At 68.6% G+C, this 21,021-nt stretch carries 17 protein-coding genes; 10 read left to right on the top strand and 7 right to left on the bottom strand.

Going from position 1 to position 21,021, the window contains the following annotated elements; all coding sequences use genetic code 11:
* Nucleotides 1-6 precede the first annotated feature (6 nt).
* Entirely contained in the window at nt 7-654 is a 648-nt protein-coding gene (gene nth, locus A176_RS18590; RefSeq protein WP_002640511.1) for an endonuclease III, read from the bottom strand.
* Nucleotides 655-830: 176 nt separating this feature from the next.
* On the opposite strand from nth, the gene A176_RS41235 reads away from it, so the two are divergent.
* Complete coding sequence (locus A176_RS41235; RefSeq protein ID WP_226993912.1) at nt 831-1,262, top strand: hypothetical protein; 432 nt, start codon at nt 831-833, stop codon at nt 1,260-1,262.
* Nucleotides 1,263-1,265: 3 nt separating this feature from the next.
* The gene (locus tag A176_RS18580; protein WP_002640509.1) at nt 1,266-1,640 is read left to right on the top strand and encodes a DUSAM domain-containing protein; all 375 of its coding nucleotides are present in this window, start codon (nt 1,266-1,268) and stop codon (nt 1,638-1,640) included.
* Nucleotides 1,641-1,684: 44 nt separating this feature from the next.
* On the opposite strand, the gene eutB is transcribed toward A176_RS18580, so the two are convergent.
* Nucleotides 1,685-4,021: an ethanolamine ammonia-lyase subunit EutB gene (eutB, locus tag A176_RS18575; protein WP_002640508.1), complete on the bottom strand. Its 2,337-nt coding sequence runs from the start codon at nt 4,019-4,021 to the stop codon at nt 1,685-1,687.
* 250 nt (nt 4,022-4,271) lie between these two features.
* Here eutB and A176_RS18570 point away from each other — a divergent pair, with 250 nt between their 5' ends.
* A complete protein-coding gene (locus A176_RS18570) occupies nt 4,272-5,165 on the top strand; it encodes a 1,4-dihydroxy-2-naphthoyl-CoA synthase (RefSeq protein ID WP_002640507.1) in 894 nt (297 codons plus the stop codon).
* 124 nt (nt 5,166-5,289) lie between these two features.
* Nucleotides 5,290-5,691 carry a hypothetical protein gene (locus tag A176_RS18565; RefSeq protein ID WP_044891037.1) on the top strand — a complete coding sequence of 134 codons (402 nt, stop codon included), beginning with the start codon at nt 5,290-5,292 and terminating at the stop codon, nt 5,689-5,691.
* Nucleotides 5,692-5,697: 6 nt separating this feature from the next.
* On the opposite strand, the gene trhA is transcribed toward A176_RS18565, so the two are convergent.
* Complete coding sequence (trhA, locus tag A176_RS18560) at nt 5,698-6,372, bottom strand: PAQR family membrane homeostasis protein TrhA (RefSeq protein WP_044891038.1); 675 nt, start codon at nt 6,370-6,372, stop codon at nt 5,698-5,700.
* A gap of 260 nt (nt 6,373-6,632) precedes the next feature.
* Between trhA and A176_RS18555 the strand changes: the two genes are divergently transcribed.
* From A176_RS18555 to A176_RS18540, 4 genes are all read left to right on the top strand, one after another.
* Nucleotides 6,633-7,568 (top strand): hypothetical protein, encoded by a 936-nt coding sequence (locus A176_RS18555; protein WP_002640503.1) that lies wholly within the window; start codon nt 6,633-6,635, stop codon nt 7,566-7,568.
* Nucleotides 7,569-7,712: 144 nt separating this feature from the next.
* Entirely contained in the window at nt 7,713-11,042 is a 3,330-nt protein-coding gene (locus A176_RS18550) for a C45 family autoproteolytic acyltransferase/hydrolase (protein ID WP_002640502.1), read from the top strand.
* Nucleotides 11,043-11,198: 156 nt separating this feature from the next.
* Nucleotides 11,199-13,307 carry a M13 family metallopeptidase gene (locus A176_RS18545; RefSeq protein ID WP_002640501.1) on the top strand — a complete coding sequence of 703 codons (2,109 nt, stop codon included), beginning with the start codon at nt 11,199-11,201 and terminating at the stop codon, nt 13,305-13,307.
* 53 nt (nt 13,308-13,360) lie between these two features.
* Nucleotides 13,361-13,576 carry a hypothetical protein gene (locus A176_RS18540; RefSeq protein ID WP_002640500.1) on the top strand — a complete coding sequence of 72 codons (216 nt, stop codon included), beginning with the start codon at nt 13,361-13,363 and terminating at the stop codon, nt 13,574-13,576.
* Between the two features lie 27 nt (nt 13,577-13,603).
* On the opposite strand, the gene A176_RS18535 is transcribed toward A176_RS18540, so the two are convergent.
* Nucleotides 13,604-15,241 (bottom strand): fumarate hydratase, encoded by a 1,638-nt coding sequence (locus tag A176_RS18535; RefSeq protein WP_002640499.1) that lies wholly within the window; start codon nt 15,239-15,241, stop codon nt 13,604-13,606.
* A gap of 232 nt (nt 15,242-15,473) precedes the next feature.
* Between A176_RS18535 and A176_RS18530 the strand changes: the two genes are divergently transcribed.
* Entirely contained in the window at nt 15,474-16,823 is a 1,350-nt protein-coding gene (locus A176_RS18530; protein ID WP_002640498.1) for an OmpA family protein, read from the top strand.
* 19 nt (nt 16,824-16,842) lie between these two features.
* Nucleotides 16,843-18,225, top strand: coding sequence for an FAD-binding oxidoreductase (locus tag A176_RS18525; protein ID WP_002640497.1), 1,383 nt, complete (start codon nt 16,843-16,845; stop codon nt 18,223-18,225).
* Nucleotides 18,226-18,232: 7 nt separating this feature from the next.
* Here A176_RS18525 and A176_RS18520 read toward each other — a convergent pair whose 3' ends face one another.
* From A176_RS18520 to A176_RS18510, 3 genes are all read right to left on the bottom strand, one after another.
* Nucleotides 18,233-18,976, bottom strand: coding sequence for a L,D-transpeptidase family protein (locus A176_RS18520; RefSeq protein WP_002640496.1), 744 nt, complete (start codon nt 18,974-18,976; stop codon nt 18,233-18,235).
* Nucleotides 18,977-19,075: 99 nt separating this feature from the next.
* A complete protein-coding gene (locus A176_RS18515) occupies nt 19,076-19,438 on the bottom strand; it encodes a response regulator (RefSeq protein ID WP_002640495.1) in 363 nt (120 codons plus the stop codon).
* Nucleotides 19,435-21,018, bottom strand: a complete 1,584-nt coding sequence (locus A176_RS18510; RefSeq protein WP_021781610.1) for a DUF7125 family protein — start codon at nt 21,016-21,018, stop codon at nt 19,435-19,437. The genes A176_RS18515 and A176_RS18510 overlap by 4 nt, the downstream gene beginning before the upstream one ends.
* Nucleotides 21,019-21,021: the final 3 nt, after the last annotated feature.

The following is a 21,021-nucleotide window of genomic DNA, read 5'->3' as shown; positions in this document are numbered from 1 at the left end:
CGGGTGTCAGCTCGCTGGGGCCTCGACGCCAATGCGTGGGCAGATGCTGCTCACGATGCACGCGTTGCACTTCGGCTTCTTCGCGGTGCAGGTGTACCGGCCGTGAAGGACGGTCGCGGGGCCGAAGAACGTCCAGTCGGACTGGGGGACGAGCTTCATGAGGTCGTCCTCAATCGCTTCGGGTTTCTCCTTCTTCGTCAGGCCCAAGCGCTGACTGACGCGCGCGACGTGGGTGTCGACGATGATGCCGGAGGGGATGTTGAAGGCGGTGTTGAGAACGACGTTGGCGGTCTTCCTCGCGACGCCGGGGAGCGTGACCAGTTCGTCGATGCGCTGAGGCACCTCCCCGCCGAATTTCTCCAGCAGCGCGCGGCTCATGGCCTGCACGGACTTGGTCTTCTGCTTGAAGAAGCCGGTGGGCTTGAGGTCCTCCTCCAGCGCTGCGGTGTCCGCGTCCGCGATGGCCTGGGGACCCGGGTACTTGGGGAAGACGGTCGCGGTCACCTTGTTGACGCGTTCATCCGTGCACTGCGCGGCCAGGATGGTGGCCACGAGCAGCTCGAAAGGGGTGGACCAGTTGAGTTCGTAGCGCGCGTCCGGATGCGCATCCCGGAGGCGCTCGAGGAAGAGGGCGGCTTTCTCGGCGGGGTTCATGGTGGCGTGAGCAGGAGCTACCCTACCTGGAGTGTCTGACACTCGCTATGCGACAGGGGGGCGCAGAATCGCATGGCGAACGCGCCCAACAAGCGCCTGTGAGCAAATCTCCCCTGACGGCTGCTCACGCAGGGTGGTAGGCACCTCGCGCAGACGGAACGTGGAGCCTGCGCATCATGCGAAACCAGCTTACCCGCTTGGGCGTGCCGTGCCTTTGGGCCATGGCGTTGTTGGGCTGCACCAGCAGTACCACGGTCGCATCCAGTCGCCGCGACACGTACGCGCTGGCGACCTGCACCGACACCGTGACGTGTTGCATCCAGCGTAACCCTGGGATGCCCGAGGCGTGTGGCCTGTCGGCGAGCGAGGCTGCCTCACACATGGCAGGCGTCAAGATGGCCGTGGAGGCAGTGGGTGACGTCCCTGTCGTCTGGGACGACACTCACAACGCGGAGCTTCCCGAATGGAAACGCCGGTGCATTCGGAACTACGGTGACTGCAAAGAAGGGCTGTTTGCCGGGCCCTGTTACGATTGCCTTCGCATGTGCGAAGGGCAGCAGGATTGGCCCCTGGATATGTGTGGCCCGAAGCGAAAGAAGGGGCGTTGACTGATGGATGACCGCCCTGATTGGAATCCCTTCCGCGCGCTGTCCCGCCGCGTCTTGACGAATGACGAGCCGCTGGTGCTTTCGGATGACGTCCGAGCGCTGTTGCTACGAACCGCGCACGAGGTCGCCATCCGCGATGCGGAGGCCGCGTTGAGCACGAAAGAGGGAGCCTTGGCGCTGATGCGAGAGGCGACGCGCCGCATCTCGGAGGGCTCGAACAGGCTTACGGATGCGCTGCATGTGATGTGGCAACACCAGCGTGCTGGCGACTACGACACCGCGCGGAAACTCATGCGTGACGTGTTGGCCGAAGAAGTCGTGCCGTACTACCGGCAGCTTGCACAAGGCCAACTCGATGACATGGCCGACGAGCCGTGAGCGGTTTCCTCGATAGGCCGCGCGGCTTCGACTGAGCACCAGACTCATCCCCCCCGCGGCGCCAACTGTTGGAGCAGCCGCACCGTCTCTGGCGCCGCCAAGGTGGGCGCGTAGGCCGTGGTCGCGACGCCGGACACCACGCGAGTGATGTTGTGGTCCACCTTGCCCGGCTGGGACCAGACGTCCCCGGTCGGCGCGGTGATGTACGCGGAGAAGGTGTGGTGGCCGGTGCCGGGGCGCTCGCCGATGACGTGGATGAGCGCCCGGTGCCGGGCACCGTCCGCCAGCCCCGCGTACAACGCCTCACCCACGCGGTACCCCGCACGCACGCGCCCGGCCGTGAGCACCAGGTGCTCCGGCGCTGGCTGGTAACCCGCGGCGCTCAGTGCCGCGCGCAACGCCTCCAGGTACGGCGCCAACTGGCCCTCATCCATGATGGCCAGTGCGTTGAGTCCATCCGACACCATCAACTGCACGTCGTAGCGCCCCTCATGGCGAGCCCGCAGCGCGAGCACCGCCTCCAGCGACGCGGCGTCGAGCTGCTCCCCCGTCTCCGGATGCAGGATGTACTCGGTGCGGTCCTGTGACTTCGACACCAGCGGCACGCCCGCCGGCACGGCCGAGATGAACGCGGGCGTCAGCTCCGTCCACAGACTCTTCTTCGAGTCCGCGTACACACGCCGCATCTCCGCGTCCAACGCGGGCTCCAAATCCCACGGATTCGCGCCATACCCTCGCGCCATGGGCACACCCCGCGCACGAATCTCCGTGAGCTGGCGCTCGGCCTCCGCGCGGATGGTCGCCTCCGGCCGCACGTCTCCCTTGGCGCGCAGGTACCGGAGATACACCCAGACCGGGTCCCCGAAGTGCGCCGTGGGCCTGCCCGCCGCGTCGATGACGCCCAGGCGCTGGAAGAAGGCCCACATCCGGTCATCCACCTTGTAGCCGAAGCGCTCGCGGACGCGGACGTGGTCCTGGAACCCGGTGGTGAGGTAGCCCAGCATCGGGTCGTTCTTCGTGGGCAGCGCCATCAGGTACGCCGGGTTCGCCGGCATGATGCGCTCGATGCACCAGTCCAAATCATCCAACGACACGTCCATGTGGAGCGTGGAGCAGACGTCCAGGCCAATGGTCAGCCCATGCAGCTTACCCATGGCGATGTCTTCCAGACAGCAGCGCACGAGCTGCTCGCGGGTGCGGAACACCTCCGGCCCGATGAAGCCCGCCACGTCATTCAGGTGGACCCACGGCTGCGCCTCGTGGCCCGCCTCCCGCCGCGCTCGGGCCACACGCTGCGACAGGGCCCGCGCGAAGCCGTACTTGCGCGACTCATGGAGCACCATGTCGTAGCCATGCCCATGGCCGTTGGTGAAGTCCGCGCCCTGACCCGTTTCGAAGTAGAGCCCATACGGCCCGGTGCGCTCGTCCGCGTACGCGAGCATCTTCTCCACGGAGATGTCGAACGTGGCGTTGGCGCTGTCGCTGCCCGCGATGCTCTGGAACCAGACGCCCGTGGTCCCCGGCTGCCGGCGCTCCACCTCCGCCTGCACGTCGATGTGTGACAGCACGCAGTGCGGCAGCACGTCCACCAGCCCGAACGTGACGAGAATCTCCTGCAGCGCGGACTCGATGGCGGCGACGGACTCCGGCGTGGACGACACCGGGTTGCACCCCAGCACCACGTCGCCCACGGCATACGAGAACCCGTCGAACACCTGCCACCGGATGTCGTCCACGTTGTCGGTGGGCGAGTTGGGCTGGATGCGCGCCCCCATGTATCCCCGCGCGCCCACGTTGCTGCCCGGCAGCGGGTTGAACACCTTGCGGCCCAACGCGATGAGCTCCGCGTCGCTCATCAGCTTGACGACGCAGCCAATGGTGTCGCTGCCGAGCCCCGGGCTGATGGCCTGAATCGCGGCCTCGTCGGACTCCAGGAGGAACTGCTTCAAACGGCCCAGGGTCCACGGGGCCGTCTCGGCCGTGGCCCGAGGATCCTCCGCTTCCAGGCTCAACGCGTGGAGCGCGTCCTCGTGGAGCGGGTGGTGCCGCACGTCGGACACGCGGGTGTTCGCCAGCAGCGTGCGAGCATTCTCTCGCGACATCGCGTCCGCCGCGGCCACGCCCACCAGCGCATCACCTTCCTTGAACGCATTGGCCGCGCCGAGCACCTGTTTGTAGAGCGCGTCATCGAAGGCACCCCGGAGGCGCTGGACGTAGCCGAAGACGTCCTCGCCCGACTTCACGTCGGGGATGTAGACGCCCTCTGGGATGGGGGAGGGCTCGGGCTTTCGCCGACAGCCCAGCAGGGAGGCCGTCGCGCCGCCGACCATCGCGGTCAGCACGGCGCGCCGGTGCAGCAGGAACCTCGGGTCCAGGTCCATGGTTCTACCTCGTTCAGGACTCGCCTCGGGCACAGGGAACACCCGTCCTCCCGCTTCGGACAAGGCAGGGCAGGGGGCTTCTCCAAGGCCGTGTGGAGCGCCCAACGGGGGACCTGCGCTGGAGTCGGAGCCCTCTCGCGAGGTTCGGACAGATGCTGCCCGTGCGGGGTGCTCGCGCATCCCTGGACGGACGGTGCCGTGGCGCCTAGGGTCCGCGCGCAGCCACTTCTACCCCCCGAGTGAGAACACCATGGTCTCGGACATCTTCAACCCGGCGCGCTGGAAGGCCGTCGAGGGCTTCAAGTTCAAGGACATCACCTTCCACCGCGCGGTGGACCAGGGCACGGTCCGTATCGCGTTCAACCGCCCCGAGGTCCGCAACGCCTTCCGGCCGCGCACCGTGGACGAGCTGTCCCGCGCGTTGGAGGCCACGCGCTTCATGACGGACGTGGGCTGCGTGCTCATCACCGGCAACGGCCCGTCGCCCAAGGACGGCGGCTGGGCGTTCTGCTCCGGTGGTGACCAGCGCATCCGCGGCAAGGACGGCTACAAGTACGAGGGCGAAGAGGGCGAGTCCGACCCCGCGCGCCTGGGCCGCCTGCACATCCTGGAGGTCCAGCGGCAGATTCGCTTCCTGCCCAAGGCCGTCATCGCCGTGGTGCCGGGCTGGGCGGTGGGCGGTGGGCACAGCCTGCACGTCGTCTGCGACATGACCATCGCCAGCAAGGAGCACGCGGTGTTCAAGCAGACCGACGCGGACGTGGCGTCGTTCGACGCGGGCTACGGCTCGGCGCTGCTGGCGCGGCAGATTGGCCAGAAGCGGGCGCGGGAGATCTTCTTCGTCGGGGCGAACTACTCGGCGGAAGAGGCGTTCCAGATGGGCATGGTCAACGCCGTGGTGCCTCACGCGCAGTTGGAGGAGTTCGCGTTGGAGTGGGCGGCGGAGATCAACACGAAGAGCCCCACGGCCATCAAGATGCTCAAGTACGCCTTCAACCTGCCGGATGACGGACTGGTGGGCCAGCAGCTCTTCGCGGGTGAGGCCACGCGTCTGGCCTACGGCACCGACGAGGCGCAGGAAGGCCGCGACGCCTTCGTCCAGAAGCGCAAGCGCGACTTCAAGCGCTTCCCCTGGTCGTACTGAGCTGTGCCCGCGCGGAGCCCGCTTTTCGTTCGGGCAAACGCGTCAGTAGAACCGGCGGTGGCCCGAGGGGAATACCCCTCGGGTGTGATGGCTGGCGAGAAGCGCGTCGTGTTCTGGCATGCGCATGCCAAAGCCGACCGTCTCGATGTACCTCGCGGGCATGCTCAGCGTCATGGCCCTGGGCTGCTCCAGCGGCGCGAGTCACCCCGTCCAGCGCCGTGCGCCGCAGACCGTGGACACCTGTCAGGACACCCTGTCGTGTTGTCTCACGCGAAATCCCCGCGTGCCTGGGAACTGCGGCCTGACGGAAGCCCAGGCCGCCCTGTACCTGGACAGCCTCAGGGCCCGGCCGGCGCGCGGTGCTGGGGCGCCAGGATACCCGGCCCGCGACTGGCAGGAGGCGTGCGCCGACACCCACTCCCGCTGCGTGGACGGGATGGAGCGCTGGGAGGGAAACTGCAACGCGTGCCTTCGCCTGTGCAAGGCGGAGCGCGAATGGCCCGCCGACGTCTGCTACCGGCGCTGAGGGACTTCAGCGCCGCGTCACGATGTCCAGGATGACGGCGTAGTGCACGCCCGCCGCGGCGACGACGAGCAGGTGGAAGATCTCGTGGTAGCCGAACACGGTGGGCACCGGGTCGGGCCAGCGGCGCGCGTAGATGACGGCACCCACGGCGTAGAGGGCGCCGCCCAGCACGAGCCACGCCACGCGGCCCGAACCAATCACCTCCGGCAGCCGCAGCATCACCGGCGTGGCCAAGGCGCCCAGCGCCACGTAGAGCCCCGAGCGCAACCCTCGCGAAGTGTGGATGCCCGCGAGGGTGAGCCCCGCGCCCGTCAGGGCGGCAATCCACATCAGCCAGAGCAGATAGAGGCTCGTGTCCCCCGTCGTGTCCAGCGTGGCCATGGGCGTGAAGGAGCCCGCGATGAGGATGTAGATGGCCGCGTGGTCGCAGCGCTGGATGCGCCGGTACGCATCCATGCCCCACGTGAAGCGGTGATAGGTGGCGCTCACGCCGAACATCAGCACCAGGCTGCCGCCGAACACCAGGTTCGCCACGTACTGCGTCCCCGGGGTCGGCAGGAGCGCGAGTTGGAGGCACCCCACGAGCGCCGCCACGAAGGCCACGGCATGGGACATGCCGCGCAGCCGCGGCTTGACGCTTTCGATGAGGAGCAGGGTGTCGATGCCATCTCGGGACGCCATGCCCTGTGCGTAATCACCGGAGGTCACGGTGGCGTCAGCAAACGGTACGTCCCGTCCAGGTTCTGACGCCTGGGCCGCCGTGCGCCCAACGCCGCACGGAGGGGGCTGCGAACCGGATGACATCTCCGGCCCGTGAGGCGCCGCGCGCTGGCGTCAAGCGCCGAGACGCGCGGATGGGCGTGAGCGAACAGCCGACCCCCGTGCAGTTCCATCGCATTGCTCCGGGATGGTATGGCGCAGCTTCCACCATGAAACCTCACATGCTGACCTTCTTTTGCGAGCTGGAGGCGGGCCCGCTCCAAGCGCTGTTCGCCACGCCTGGCGTCGTGGAGGACGTGGCCGCGCTGGAGGCGGGGGTGAGCTTGGGGCTCGTCGACCTGGGCCCGGAGCGCGCCCAGGTGGTCCAGCGGCTGAACCGGGTGGGCATCCCCGTCACCGCGTGGCTGCTGCTGCCCACGGAGCAGGGGTACTGGTTCCACGCGGGCAACGTGGAGCAGGCCACCGCCCGCTACGAGGCGTTCCTCGCCTGGTCGCGGGAGCACGGGCTGACGTGGGAAGGCGTGGGGCTGGACATCGAGCCCGACATCCGCGAGCTGCGCCGCTGGATGGAAGGTGGGTGGCGGCAGTTGGGAGAAATCCTGCCGCGGCTCGTCCAGGGGCGGCGCGTGCAGGACGCGCGGGAGGCGTATTCGCGGCTGATGACGCGCATCCGCGCGGACGGCTACCGGGTGGACACCTACCAGTTCCCCGTCATCGTGGATGAGCGGGAGTCCCGCTCGTCGCTGGTGCAGCGGCTGTCGGGCGTGCTGGACCTGCGCGCGGACCGCGAGGTGCTGATGCTGTACACCAGCTTCCTGCGCCCCTACGGGCCCGCGGTGCTCTGGAGCTATGCGCCGGGCTGCCAGTCCGTGGCGGTGGGTGTCACCGGCGGTGGCGTGGAGTTCCCCGGGGTCTTCAACGCCAGGCCCCTGGACTGGAGCGAGTTCTCGCGAGACCTGCGCCTGGCCGTGCGGTGGACGCACGACCTGCACGTCTTCAGCCTGGAAGGCTGCGTCCGTCAGGGCTTTCTCCGGCGGCTGAGGACCTTCGACTGGGATGCCCCCGTGGACCCGCCGGTGACGGCGGCGCGGCGCGTGGACTCCCTGCGGCGCGCGGCCCGGCTGCTGCTCCGCGCGAGCGCCCGGGTGCTCCGCTGACGGCCATGCGGCGCTGGCGGGAAGCCGCTGCGCGTCAAGGCCGTCCCGGAACGCATCGCGATTGACGCTCGGGGAGCGGGGCGGTGTCATGCGCCCCGGCCACCTCCACCCGTTGCCCGGCGTCCCCCCGGGTTGGGACTTCCCATGTCCGATTCACGCATGACCTCCAAGCTGCTCGGCGCGTTGCTGCTGTCCGTGGGCACGCTCGCCGCGGCGCCGTCCCAGGCCGCCGCGCCCGCGCCCCCGCCGGCTTCCACACCGGTCCTCGTCCCCAACGGCACCTTCGAGGTGGCGGGCGGCACGGGCTCGCTCCCCGCGTTCTGGAAGGCCCAGGGGCAGGGCAAGGTGTCCTCCAGCACGGCGGCGAAGAGCGAAGGGAAGCGCGGCCTCGCCATCGAGAACCCGGTGGGTGGCGCCGAGACGACCGTCGAGTCCGACGTGATGAAGCTCCAGGTGGGGCAGCTCTACCGGCTCAGTGCCTGGGTCCGCACCCAGGGCGTGCAGACGGACCCGCAGGCGCGCTACCCCACGGCGCACGGCGCCTGCCTGTCGATGAAGAGCTTCCCCTTCACCAACTGCTCGCCCGCGCCCGCCACGGCCGCGGGAGGCCGCGCGTCGGTGCTGTTCTTCGCCACGCAGTCCTCGGACCGCGTGCAGCTCCACCTGGGCCGCAACGGCAAGGCCACGGGCACCGCGTGGTTCGACGACGTGCGCGTGGAGAAGGTGGACGACATCACCGCCTACATTCCCATGGAGACGGTGCGCTGGGCGGGCAAGGGCTTCCGCTACGACGAGGGCGGCTGGATTTTCGTCCACATCGAGGGCGAGCCCTATGAGCGGGGACACCAGTTCGGCCAGCTCGCGCCGCAGGAAATCGTCCGCTACATCGAGAAGCTGGGCATCGAGAAGGACAAGACGGACGCGAACAAGGGCTGGAACCACCAGCGGCTGCTGGCGGACGCGCTGTTCCTGCGCAAGTACGACGCGGAGTACCTGGAGGAGATGAAGGGCATCGCGGACGGCGCGAACAAGGCCGGCGCGAAGTTCAAGGACCGCGACCTGGACCTGCTCGACATCGTCACCCTCAACTCGGCCGTGGATGCGGGGCAGCTCGCGGAGGCCAACCGCGCCACGGCCACGCCGCTCACCGGCCGCACCTTCCTCAAGGCGGAAGAAGAGGCCGAGCGCGCCGGCAAGGGCGACCACTGCTCCTCCTTCGTCGCCACGAAGTCCGCCACGACGGACGGCCGCGCCATCATGGGGCAGATCTTCATGTGGGGCGGCTACACCGGCGTGCACTGGGACGTGATGCTGGACGTGCAGCCCACCAAGGGGCACCGCTTCGTGATGCAGACCTTCCCGGGTGGCATCCACAGCGGCTCGGACTGGTACGTCAACGCCTCCGGGCTCGTCATCGGTGAGACGACGGTGGGGCAGTCGCCGTTCGACATGAACGGCACGCCGCAGAGCAACCGCATCCGCAAGGCCGCGCAGTACGCGTCGTCCATCGACGACGTGGCCCGCATCATGAAGGACGGCAACAACGGCCTCTACACGAACGACTGGACGCTCGCGGACATGAAGACGGACGAGGGCGCGTGCCTCCTCCTCGGGACGAAGAAGACGCGCCTGTGGCGCACCGGCGGGAAGGGCGCGGCGGCCGATACGCCTGGCAACCTGAAGGACTTCATCTGGGCCAACAACAACAACCGGGACCTGGAGGTGCGCAAGGAGTACGTGCCCAACCCGGACAACGCCCCGGTGGACCTGGCCTTCAACACCTGGAACCGCGACATCGCCTTCCAGGAGTACTACGCGAAATACGGCAAGAAGGGCTTCGACCTGGACGCCGCCATCCGGATGATGGCCTCCAGCCCCATCAACCGGCCGCACGCGTGCGACGGCAAGGTGACCACGTCCGAGATGGCCCAGAAGCTGATGTTCCTGGCGCACTACGGGAAGACGACGCTGCGCGAGAAGATGGTGGGCGGCCGGTGGATTCCCGACCTGCCCGGCGCCACGCCGCACCTGTCCCTGGGCTACACGGCCTTCAGCCCCATCGTCGTGGCGGACAAGCTCAAGCTGGCGCACAAGACGTGGAAGCCGCCCACGGAGCCCGTCTCGCTCACGCGCGACACCGCCAAGGTGAAGGACGTCTTCGTCTTCGACCGGAGCCTGCTCTGGGCCAACACCCTGTTCCCCAAGACGGACGGGGACAACTGGCTCATCAGCGGCACCGCCGCGTACTGGAAACTGCTGAAGGACCTGCCCGCGGGCGGGGGGACGTCGGAGAAGGCCTTCGAGTATCAGCGCAACGCCCTGGCGGACCTCAACGCGCGCTATCTCTTCACCACCTCGCGCGAGGCGGAGGTGGTGCCCGCCACCGCGAAGACGGACTTCGGCCGCTACGGCGCCTACCAGCTCCCGCGCATCCGGGGCACCTTCCTGTTGCACCAGCTCCGGCTGCTGCTGGGCAACGCGGGGTTCTCCAAGGCGATGAACTTCCTGCACGGTCGCTACGCGAACAAGGACGTCACCACGGCGGACTTCAAGCGGGCCGTGCTGGAGGCCACCGGTCGCGACGTGGGGCCCTTCGTCGCGCAGTGGGTGGAGCAGACGGGGTTGCCGCAGCCGCGCATCCGCGCCACCGCCGCGCAAGTGAAGGACGGCTACGAGGTGACGCTGAAGGTGGAGCAGCCGCCCGCGCGCCTCTGGCACTTCGTCACCCTGGTGGAGGTCCGCACGGCGAAGGGCGCCACCTTGGAGCGCGTGGAGGTGAAGGGCCCCACCGAGACGTTCACCTTCCGCACCGCCGAGGCCCCCGTCCGCGTGGTGTTCAACGCGGCCAACGACATCCCGGTGCCGCGTGAGCGCTTCCAGACGCTGTCGAACCAGCTCGACGCCTGGGAGCGCCTGCTGCTCGTCCATGGCACGGCGCGCCAGACGGAGTCCATGCGCACGCTGGCGCTGGGGTACCGCGAGGTGCTGGCGGACGCGTTCGTGGAGTACCTGCTGCCCATCAAGCCGGATGCCGAGGTGACGGACGCGGAGCTGGCGGACCGGGACCTCGTCCTCTTCGGCGGCGCGGAGGACCACGCGCTCATCGCCCGGCTGATGGAGGAGAAGAAGCTGCCCGTGGAGCTGGGGCGGCGCTACTTCCGCTGGCAGGGCAAGACGTACGGGCGCTCGGATGACGGTCTGGCCGTGGCGCTGCCGAACCCGTGGAATCCGAAGCGGTCGCTCTACCTGTACCTGGCCAACAGCGGACTCCAGCTCTGGCACATGACGCGCACGTTCCACCGCGGCATGCCGGGCTGGGCGGTGTTCCGGGGCGGGGAGGTGAGCGCCAAGGGTTTCCACGATTTGGAGGTGCTGGCACTGGACGTCACGGTGGCGCCTCCGCCGCCCGTGCCCCCGCCGGCCGCGCCTCAAGCGCCGGTGCCCGCGCCGGTGCTGGGCCAGCCGGCGCCATAGCGCACGCTCCGAGAGGGCCCTCCGCGCGGAAGGTGCGAGCGGGGGGCCTTCCCGTGGAATAGGGTGAGCGGCCGGGTGTTTTTCCTGCCTGCCCGGAGGGACGACAACCCTCCGCGTCTGGCAGCATCCGCCGCCCCTCATTCTCTCGGAGCCGCATTGAGCCCCAAGAAGATCTTCGTTCCTCGCGCCTGGGCCCGCAGCGCCCTTGGCACCCTGCTTCTCACTGGCTGTGCGACCACGCAGCAGCCGGCCCCCTCGGAGGACGCGCCGCCTCCCGCCGTCCCGGCCGCGACCGCCACGTCGGCGGCCTCGGGCTCGCTGGGCGTGGAGCTGAAGAACCTGGATCGCGCCGTCCGCCCGCAGGACGACTTCTACACCTTCGTCAACGGCAACTGGCTGAAGACGACGCCCATCCCCGCGGACCGCGCCCGCTACGGCACCTTCATCGAGCTGGCGGACAAGGCCGAGCTGGCGATGCGCACCATCATCGAGGAGTCCGCCTCGGCGAAGGAGCGTCACCCGGGCTCCACCTCGCAGAAGGTGGGCGACCTCTACAACAGCTTCATGGACACCCAGCACATCGAGTCGCTGGGCCTGAAGCCGGTGAACGACGAACTGCAGCGCGTGAGTGCCGTGAAGCGCGCGGACGCGCTGCCGGAGCTGTTCGCGGCGCTGCTGAACGAAGGCGTGCCGGTGCCCTTCGGCATCTTCGTGGGGCAGGACCAGAAGCAGGCCACGCGGTACATCGTCTATGCCACGCAGTTGGGCCTGGGCCTGCCGGACCGGGACTACTACACGAAGGAAGAGCCGCGCTTCGTCGAGGTCCGCGCCGCCTACGTGGCCTACATCGAGAAGCTGCTGACGCTGGCCGGTGAGAAGAACGCGAAGAAGGCCGCCCAGGACATCATGGCGTTCGAGACGGCGCTGGCCGCCAAGCAGTGGGACCGCACGCGCAACCGCGACCGGGAGAAGACGTACAACCTCAAGAGCGTCGCGGAGCTGGACGCGCTGACGCCGGGCTTCTCGTGGGCCCGCTTCCTCAAGGCGTCGGGCGCCGAGGCCACGCCCGCGGTCATCGTCCGTCAGCCGGACTACTTCGAGGCGCTGGCGGGCCTGCTGAAGTCGACGCCGCTGCCGGTGCTCAAGCAGTACCTGTCCTTCAAGGTGCTGGACACCCGCGCGCCGCTGCTCAGCAACGCCTTCGAGCAGGCGCACTTCGAGTTCCGCGGCAAGACGCTCCAGGGCATGGAGGAGAACCGTCCGCGTTGGAAGCGCGGCGTGGCCCAGGTGAACGAAGTCGTCGGCGAGGCCGTGGGCCAGCTCTACGTGGAGCGCCACTTCAGCCCCGACTCCAAGAAGCGCATGCAGGAGCTGGTGTCCAACCTGCGCGAGGCCTTCCGCAAGGGCATTGACGGGTTGACCTGGATGAGCCCCGCCACCAAGGCGCAGGCCCAGGCCAAGCTGGAGAAGTTCGGCGTGAAGATTGGCTACCCGGACAAGTGGCGGGACTACTCGACGCTGGACGTCGTCGCCGGTGACCTGGTGGGCAACGTCCGCCGGGGCGAGCTGTTCGAGCACCGCCGCGCCATGGGCAAGCTGGGCAAGCCCATTGACCGCGAGGAGTGGGGCATGACGCCGCAGACGGTGAACGCCTACTACAGCTCCACGATGAACGAGATTGTCTTCCCGGCCGCCATCCTGCAGCCGCCGTTCTTCAACCCGGAGGCGGACGACGCGACGAACTACGGCGCCATCGGCGGCGTCATCGGCCACGAGTTCAGCCACGGCTTCGACGACCAGGGCAGTCGCTCCGACGGCGACGGCAACCTGCGCGACTGGTGGACGCCCGACGACAAGACGGGCTTCGAGCAGCGCACCAACATGCTGGTGGAGCAGTACAACGGCTTCAGCCCGCTGGAGGCCATGAAGGTCAACGGCAAGCTCACGCTGGGCGAGAACATTGGCGACCTGAGCGGCCTCACCGTGGCCTACCAGGCCTACAAGCTGTCCACCCAGGGCCAGACGCCCGCCGTCATCGACGGCTTCACGGGCGACCAGCGCTTCTTCCTGGGCTGGGGGCAGATCTGGCGCGGCCTGTACCGGGACGATGCCATGCGGCAGATGCTGCTGACGGACCCCCACTCGCCGCCGCAGTACCGCGTCAACGGCGTGGTGCGGAACATGCCGGAGTTCTACGAGGCGTTCGGCGTGAAGCAGGGTGACGGCAACTGGCTGCCGGCCGAGCAGCGCGTCAAGATCTGGTAGTCCCGCGGTAGGGGGCCGGTGGACAGCGGCCACGGACTGTTTAGGCTGGAGGTGTGAATTCGCTCATCCTCCGGCTCGTCTGTGGCCTGCTGTTCTCCGTGCTGGTGTTGGGGGCCATCGTGAAGCCCCCCGACAACTTCGGCCAGGGGCTGGGGATGCTGCTGCCCGCCACCATGCTGCTGGGCGTGGCCCTCAAGGGGCCACGCCGCTCCATCATCCCCAAGCGCTCCGCTTCGGCACCCAAGGGCACCACGCCGCCCGGGGTGTGAGCCACCGGGCGGAGTGCTCCGCGGGCCTCAGGCCTTCTTCGCCGCCGTCGGCTTGTTGATGTTGGCGAAGAAGTCGTTGCCCTTGTCGTCCACGACGATGAAGGCCGGGAAGTCGACGACCTCGATCTTCCACACGGCTTCCATGCCCAGCTCGGCGTACTCCAGCACCTCCACCTTGGTGATGCAGTCCTTCGCCAGCCGGGCCGCGGGGCCTCCGATGGAGCCCAGGTAGAAGCCGCCGTGCTTCTTGCAAGCCTCGGTGACGGCGGTCGAGCGGTTGCCCTTCGCCAACATGACGAAGCTGCCGCCCGCGGCCTGGAACTGGTCCACGTAGGCGTCCATGCGGCCGGCCGTCGTCGGACCGAAGGAACCGGACGCGTAGCCTTCCGGCGTCTTCGCCGGGCCGGCGTAATAGACCATGTAGTCCTTGAGGTACTGGGGCATGCCGTGGCCGGCGTCCAGGACCTCCTTGATCTTCGCGTGGGCGATGTCGCGCGCCACCACCAGCGGGCCGCTGAGCGACAGGCGCGTCTTGATGGGGTAGCGCGACAGCTCGGCGCGAATCTCGCTCATGGGGCGGTTGAGGTCGATCTTCACCACCTCGCCGCCCAGCTCGCCGTCCGTCGTCTCCGGCAGGTACTTCGCCGGGTCGGCCTCGAGCTGCTCCAGGAAGATGCCGTCCTTGGTGATCTTCCCCAGGATTTGACGGTCCGCCGAGCACGACACCGCGATGGCCACCGGGCACGAAGCGCCATGGCGGGGCAGGCGGATGACGCGCACGTCGTGGCAGAAGTACTTGCCGCCGAACTGCGCGCCAATGCCGGTGCGCTGCGTGAGCTTGAGAATCTCCTGCTCCAGCGCGACGTCGCGGAAGCCGCGGCCCTGCTTGTTGCCCTCGGTGGGCAGCGAGTCCAGGTAGCGCGCGGAGGCGTACTTGGCCGTCTTCAGCGCGTACTCGGCGGAGGTGCCGCCCACGACGATGGCCAGGTGGTAGGGCGGACAGGCCGCGGTGCCCAGCGCGCGAATCTTCGCGTCCACGAAGTTCAACAGGCTCTGCGGGTTGAGCAGCGCCTTCGTCTCCTGGAAGAGGTAGCTCTTGTTCGCGGAGCCGCCACCCTTCGCCATGAAGAGGAACTTGTAGGCGTCACCGTCCGTCGCGTAGAGCTCGATCTGCGCGGGCAGGTTGTTGCCGGTGTTGACCTCCTTGTACATGTCGAGCGGCGCCATCTGCGAGTAGCGCAGGTTCGACGTCTGGTACGTGTCGAACACGCCGCGCGAGATGGCCTCCTCGTCATTGCCGCCGGTGATGACGTACTGGCCCTTCTTGCCCATCACGATGGCGGTGCCCGTGTCCTGGCAGGAGGGCAGCACGCCGCCGGCGGCGATGTTGGCGTTCTTCAGCAGCTCCAGCGCCACGAAGCGGTCGTTCGACGACGCCTCGGGGTCCTCGAGGATGTTCGACAACTGCCGCAGGTGCCCGGGGCGCAGCAGGTGCGCGATGTCCCGCATGGCCTCGCGGGTGAGCAGGGTGAGCGCTTCGGGCTCGACCTGGAGGAAGGTGCGCCCGCCGGCTTCGAAGGTGGAGACGTGGTTCTTCGAGAGCAGCCGGTACGGCGTCTCGTCCTTGCCCAGCGGCAACATGTCCTGGAACTGGAAGTCGGTCATACCCATAGGCGTAGCGCTGATGCGGCCCTCGTGGGTAGCCGGAACGCAGCGGAGGCTCCGGGCAGGGGCTTTCAGGGGAAAACCTCTCCGCATGGGAGCTACAAGTCCATTCACTCCTGAATCAGCCTGATACACGGGGCGGGGAAGGGAGTTCACGGAGGGTCGTCTGGTTGTCAGCCTGGGTGGCGGACAACTCGCGGCGGCCCCGGGTTGTGCGATGCTGTGAGCCCCCGTGGCTTCCATCTCCGCTCAAGTTCCCGTTCTCGTCCTCCTGGGTTTGCTCGCCGCCACCGCGCGCGCCGCGGAGCCGTCCGCCGTGGAGCAACGGGCGCGCGAGGACCTGGACCGGCAACTCCAGGAGATGGTCCAGACGCCGCCTCCGGAGATCATCATCTCGTTCGAGGGACTCCCGGGCGCGGGCACGTCCAAGGGCTACAAGCTGGTGGAGGCGGACTTCCTGGTGAACAACCAGCCGCTGGCCATCCCCGGGCTCGACAAGCTCAACGGCCCCGGGCTGCACCGGCTCGCCGTGCTCACGGTGGAGGAGGGCTCCTACACGCTCGTCTCGCACGTCACCTACGCGAACGAATCCTGGAACCTCTTCAGCGAGGAGAGCGGCTTCCTGTGGAAGCTGACGGCGTCGGTGACGGTGCAGGTGCAGCGCGGCCTGCGCGCCCGGGTGCGGGTGCTGCCCGCCATCAACCCGACCGCGCCGGACCCGCGCCTGAAGTTGAAGCTGTCCCACGACGTGAAGGCGGAGATGACCGCGCAGCTCGCGGACGTGGCCATTCCCGACAAGGTGGATGCGGGCACGCCCGCGCCGGTGGCCCAGGCGCCGGTGAAGCCGCCTCCGGTGTCGGTGCCTCCGGTGTCCACGCCCGTGGTGGTGACCCCGCCTCCCGTGGCCGCGAAGCCCGTGGAGGCGCCAGAGCAGGGGCCCGTGGCTCCGGCGAAGCTGCTGCTGAAGGTGCTCGCGGGGAAGCGTCCCGCCGCGGCGACGGTGTACCTGAAGTCCGCGTCGGGAGCGCCGCACCGGGTGGTGGTGGACCGCAAGGCGAGCAAGCCGGTGGAGGTGATGTTGCCGCCCGGCGAGTACCGCGTGGATGTCCTCTCGCAGGGGTACCTGGCGCAGACGCGGAAGGTGAAGCTCTCGCGCGAGGCGGCGCCGACAGTGGCCTTCACGCTGGCGAAGGCACCCGCGAGCAAGTCCCAGAAGGTGCAGGTGAAGAAGGAGGCCCTGGTGCTGCCACGGCCGCCGCGCTTCGCGGAGAAGCAGTCCGCGCCCCGCAAGGGCTCGACGGCGGGGCTCGCCCTGCTGGTGGACATGCTCGTGCGCGATGAGAACCTGCGCCTGCGAATCGAAGGGCACACCGACAACAAGGAGCGGCCCGCCGCGACCCTCCAGGCGCTGTCCATGGCGCGCGCTCAGGCAGTGGCCCAGGCCCTGGTCGACGCGGGCCTGGACGCCTCCCGCATCGACACGGTGGGCATGGGGGACGCCCGGCCCAAGGCACCGAACCTGCTGCCCCGTGGACGCGAGCTGAACCGCCGCGTCGAGTTCACGCTGCTGGGCACGAAGTAGTCGTCACCCGAGGTGAGTCGTGAGCACGTCGCGCACGGAGGCGCTGTGGCGTGAGCTGAAGGCGGTGCTGCCTCCGGAGGCGGTGGTCACCGACGCCGATGTGCTGGAGTCCCACCGCAGGGACCAGGCGGAGTGGGCGCCGGCCGGCATGCCTGGCGTCCTGGTGCGTCCCGCGTCCACCTCGGAAGTCCAGGCGGTCCTGCGTGTCGCCACGGCCCTCCGGGTGCCCGTGGTCGCACGCGGTGCGGGCTCGGGGCTGTCCGGTGGCGCGAACGCGGTGGAGGGCGGCATCGTCCTGTCGCTCATGCGGATGAACCGCGTCCTGGAAGTAGACCGGCGTGGCATGTTCGCGGTGGTCCAGCCCGGCGTGCTCAACGCGGCCGTGAAGTCCGCGGCGGCGGAGCAGGGGCTCTGGTACGCGCCCGACCCGGCGAGCTGGGAGTTCTCCTCCATTGGCGGCAACCTGGCCACCAACGCGGGCGGCCTGTGCTGTGTGAAATACGGTGTGACGGGAGACGCCGTACTGGGGCTGGAGGCCGTGCTCGCGGATGGCTCGGTGGTCCGCACCGGCGGCCGCACGATGAAGACCTCGGCGGGTTATGGGCTGACGCGGCTCTTCGTGGGCTCGGAGGGCACGCTGGGCATCATCACCGAGGCCACGCTCAAGCTGCGGCCCCGTCCGCCTCCGGCGACCACGTTGCTGGCCGCGTTCCCGACGTTGGTGTCGGCGGGCATCGCCGTGACGGACATCATGGCCACCACGCGCCCGTCGCTGTTGGAGCTCATGGACCGCGCCACCGTCCGTGCCGTCGAGGCCCACGCGGCCATGGGGCTGGATGTGGAGTCCGCCGCGCTGCTGCTGGCGCGCTCGGACGCGGGAGGCAAGCAAGGCGCCGAGGAAACAGCCGCCATGGCCGCTGTGTGCGAGGCCGCGGGCGCGACCTTCGTGACACAGTCCACGGACGAGGCCGAGGGCGAACTGCTGATGCAGGCCCGTCGGCTGGCCTATCCCGCCCTGGAGAAGCAGGGGGCCACGCTGCTCGACGACGTGGGCGTCCCGCTGTCGCGCATCCCGGAACTCCTGGCGGCCATCGAGCGCATCGCCACCACGCGCGCCGTCCTCATTGGCACCTTTGGCCACGCGGGCGACGGCAACATGCACCCGACCATCGTGTTCGACCGCGACGACGCTCACGCCTCGGTGCGAGCCCGCGCGGCGTTCGACGAAATCGTCGAGGCCGCGTTGGCGTTGGGCGGCACCATCACCGGTGAGCACGGCGTCGGCGCGCTCAAGCAGCCCTTCCTGGAGGCGCAGCTCGGCGCGGGGGGCATGCACCTGCACCGCTCCATCAAGGCGGCGCTCGACCCGTTGGGCCTGCTCAACCCCGGCAAGGTCGTCTGAGGCCCGGTCAGCGTTGCGCGGTCGGCACGGGCTTCACCGCGTACCGGCCCGTCTTCGCGTCCACCGAGGTGACGGGGACACGCCGTGTTTCCTCGAACTGGGTATAGGCCGGCTGAAGGCTCCGCCAGAAGTCGACGAGCGGCGAGGTCTTGGGCAGGGACTTCGTCAGCGCCGCGAGCCCCGCGGCATCCAGCCTGCGCGGGAAGATGTGGATGGGCACGTCGCGCTTCGTCTTCGCGCGGGTGTCGAGCGTCATCAGGTACAGCTCCTCGATGGGGCCGTTCTTGATGGCGATGCAGCCGATGCTCACGCAATCACCATGCACGTAGATGTCGCCACCAAGCGGCACGCCCTTCACCTGATGGAACCGGTCCGCCGCGTTCGGATAGTTGACGCGCATGGACAGGTGGTAGCTGCTCACCGGGTTGAAGAGGTCGATGGTGTAGAAGCCCTCGGGGACCTGGAGGTCGCCCTGGCGGCGCTTGGGCCCCAGCTCGCCGGAGGCGGCGCAGAACGGGTACATCTTCACCTTCACCAGGGCCCCGGTCCGTGAGCCTGCCCAGACCTCCAACTCCCGCTCGTGTTTGAAGGCGCGCAGGTAGAGCCGCTCTGGCGGCCAGGTCACGCCCGCGTCCTGGAAGAGCGCGGCGACCTGCTTCGCCCGAGCCTTGCGCGCGGTCGCGACCCGGTCCGCGGCGTGCGCAGCGGGTACGGCGAGCAGCACGCACAGCAAGAGGGGGAACGGGTTCATGGCGGGGCGCGCGCTCCTGGCGAGGACTTCCGGCCGGGAAGGCCGGAAGTCCCGAGCGTAGCGCCCGGAGTGGGAACGCTCCAGTCCCGCCGAAAGGGCTCACGCCGCCAGCGGCGCCAGCTTGTGGACCTGCGTCAGCAGGTTGTCGAGCGAGAAGGGCTTCTTGAGAAACCCCGCCCAGTCATAGGCGTGTGGCCGGACGGAAGGGTCGATGGCGCTCATGATGAGCACCGGCAGCGTCGCGAAAGCCTCCGTGTGGCGGATGGCCTGAATGGTCTCGAAGCCATTCATCACCGGCATCATGACGTCGATGATGGCCAGGTCCGGGCGCGTCTCTTCCAGACAGGCCAGGGCTTCACGTCCGTTGGTGCACGTGACGACCTTGTAGCCTTCGTCCTCGAGGATGGACTTCACGGCTTCCGCGATGTCCGTCTCGTCGTCGACGACCAGTACGGTCTTCATGAGCGCCTCCGCTGGACGGGCTTGCGCTTCGCCGCCGCCGCCGCCTTCTTCTTCTTGGCGGACTTCGCGCCCATGGGAGGCTTGCGCCGGGACTTGTTCGGCGTCCCCGCGAGGATGGCGTGGCCCGTGAGGACGGCTTCGGCGCTTTCGAAGGTCTCCGCGACGGTGATGCCTTCGTTGGTGATGGAGAACTCGCGGATGCCGCTGTCGTACTGGCTCTCGCGCATCTTCATGATGGAGAGCAGCCGGTAGAGCTGTGAGCGCAGCTCCACGTAGCGCAGCAGGATGACGTTCTCCACGTACGCGGTGGCGTCCGGTTGGGGCGCGTCCACGTCCGGAGAGAACAGCGCGGTCTCCTCGGAGTAGAGCGTGGTGACGTCCATCATCCGAAGTTGGTGGGACAGGGCGGAGAAGAAGCGGCTCATCCGCTCCGGGTAGACGGTCGCCGAGCGGAACCCCGCGATGCTGTCGACGAAGAGGCGCATCCGCTTCACGTTCCGTTCGTGAATGCGCTCCAGGAGCCGCTCGGCCAACGCGTCCAGGTTGTGCTCCAGGGGCGGCTGCCACTGGATTTCGATGAGCCCCTCGTCCACGTACTTCTTGAAGTCGCCCATCCCCACGCCCTCGGCCTTCTCCATGAGGCGTTGGGACGTCTCGTAGAAGCCGAAGTAGACACCCGGCTGCCCTTGCCTGGCGCCCTCGAGGAGGAACCGCAGTCCCAGCAGCGTCTTGCCCGTGCCGGGCGCTCCCAGGAGCAGGGTGGTGGACCCCGACAGCAACCCGCCGTGGAGTGACTCATCCAGACGGGGGACGCCAAAGGCCATCCGGATGCGGGGCCCCTCGCTGCGTTCCTGGGGCGCGGAGAACTGCACCTCGGTGCGCGGGTGGACGATGATGCCCTGGTCGGAGATTTCGAGCTCGTGTTTGCCGAGCAGCGAATCACTGCCCCGGAATTTGAGCGCGACCAGCTCCCGGACGGCCCGCGGGCCCGAAAGCCAGAGAGAGAGCTCGAAGACGCCATCCACCGCCGTGGTCTCGGGCGGCATGTCCCCCGTGTAATGGGGCGACAGCAGCAGCGTCGTGCAGCCAATGATGCTGACGAAGGTCTGGAGCTCCTGGAGGAACCGCTTGTAGGTCAGGTCCCCGCGGGCGAACTCCTTCGCCGCGTCCATGCCATCCATGACGAGCAGCGTGGCCTGATGCTGCCGGGCCGCGCGCCGAATCATCTCCAGCAGGCCCTTGAGCCCCTCCGTCTCCAATTGGCGGTAGCCGCTGATGTAGTGGAGCTTGTCGGGGATGACGCTCGCGTCGAAGAACGCCATGACCTCCAGGTTCGCGAGCATGCGCGCATGGGACTCGGTGAGCAGCGTCACGTAGAGGGCCTTGCCGCCATGTTGGACGTGCCAGAAGGCAATCTGGTGCGCCAGCACGGTCTTCCCCGACCCCGGAGGCCCCAGCAGCGCGTAGGACGCACCCTGGATGAGTCCCCCCTTGGTGATGAAGTCCAGCCGGGGCACGCCCGTCTCGAGCCGTGGCTGCTTCCCTTTTCGCCCGCTGTCTCCTTCTTGTCCTGACGACACGAC

The organism is Myxococcus hansupus (genome assembly GCF_000280925.3).
Lineage (GTDB): Bacteria > Myxococcota > Myxococcia > Myxococcales > Myxococcaceae > Myxococcus > Myxococcus hansupus.
This window is presented reverse-complemented; position numbering and strand designations above follow the sequence as displayed.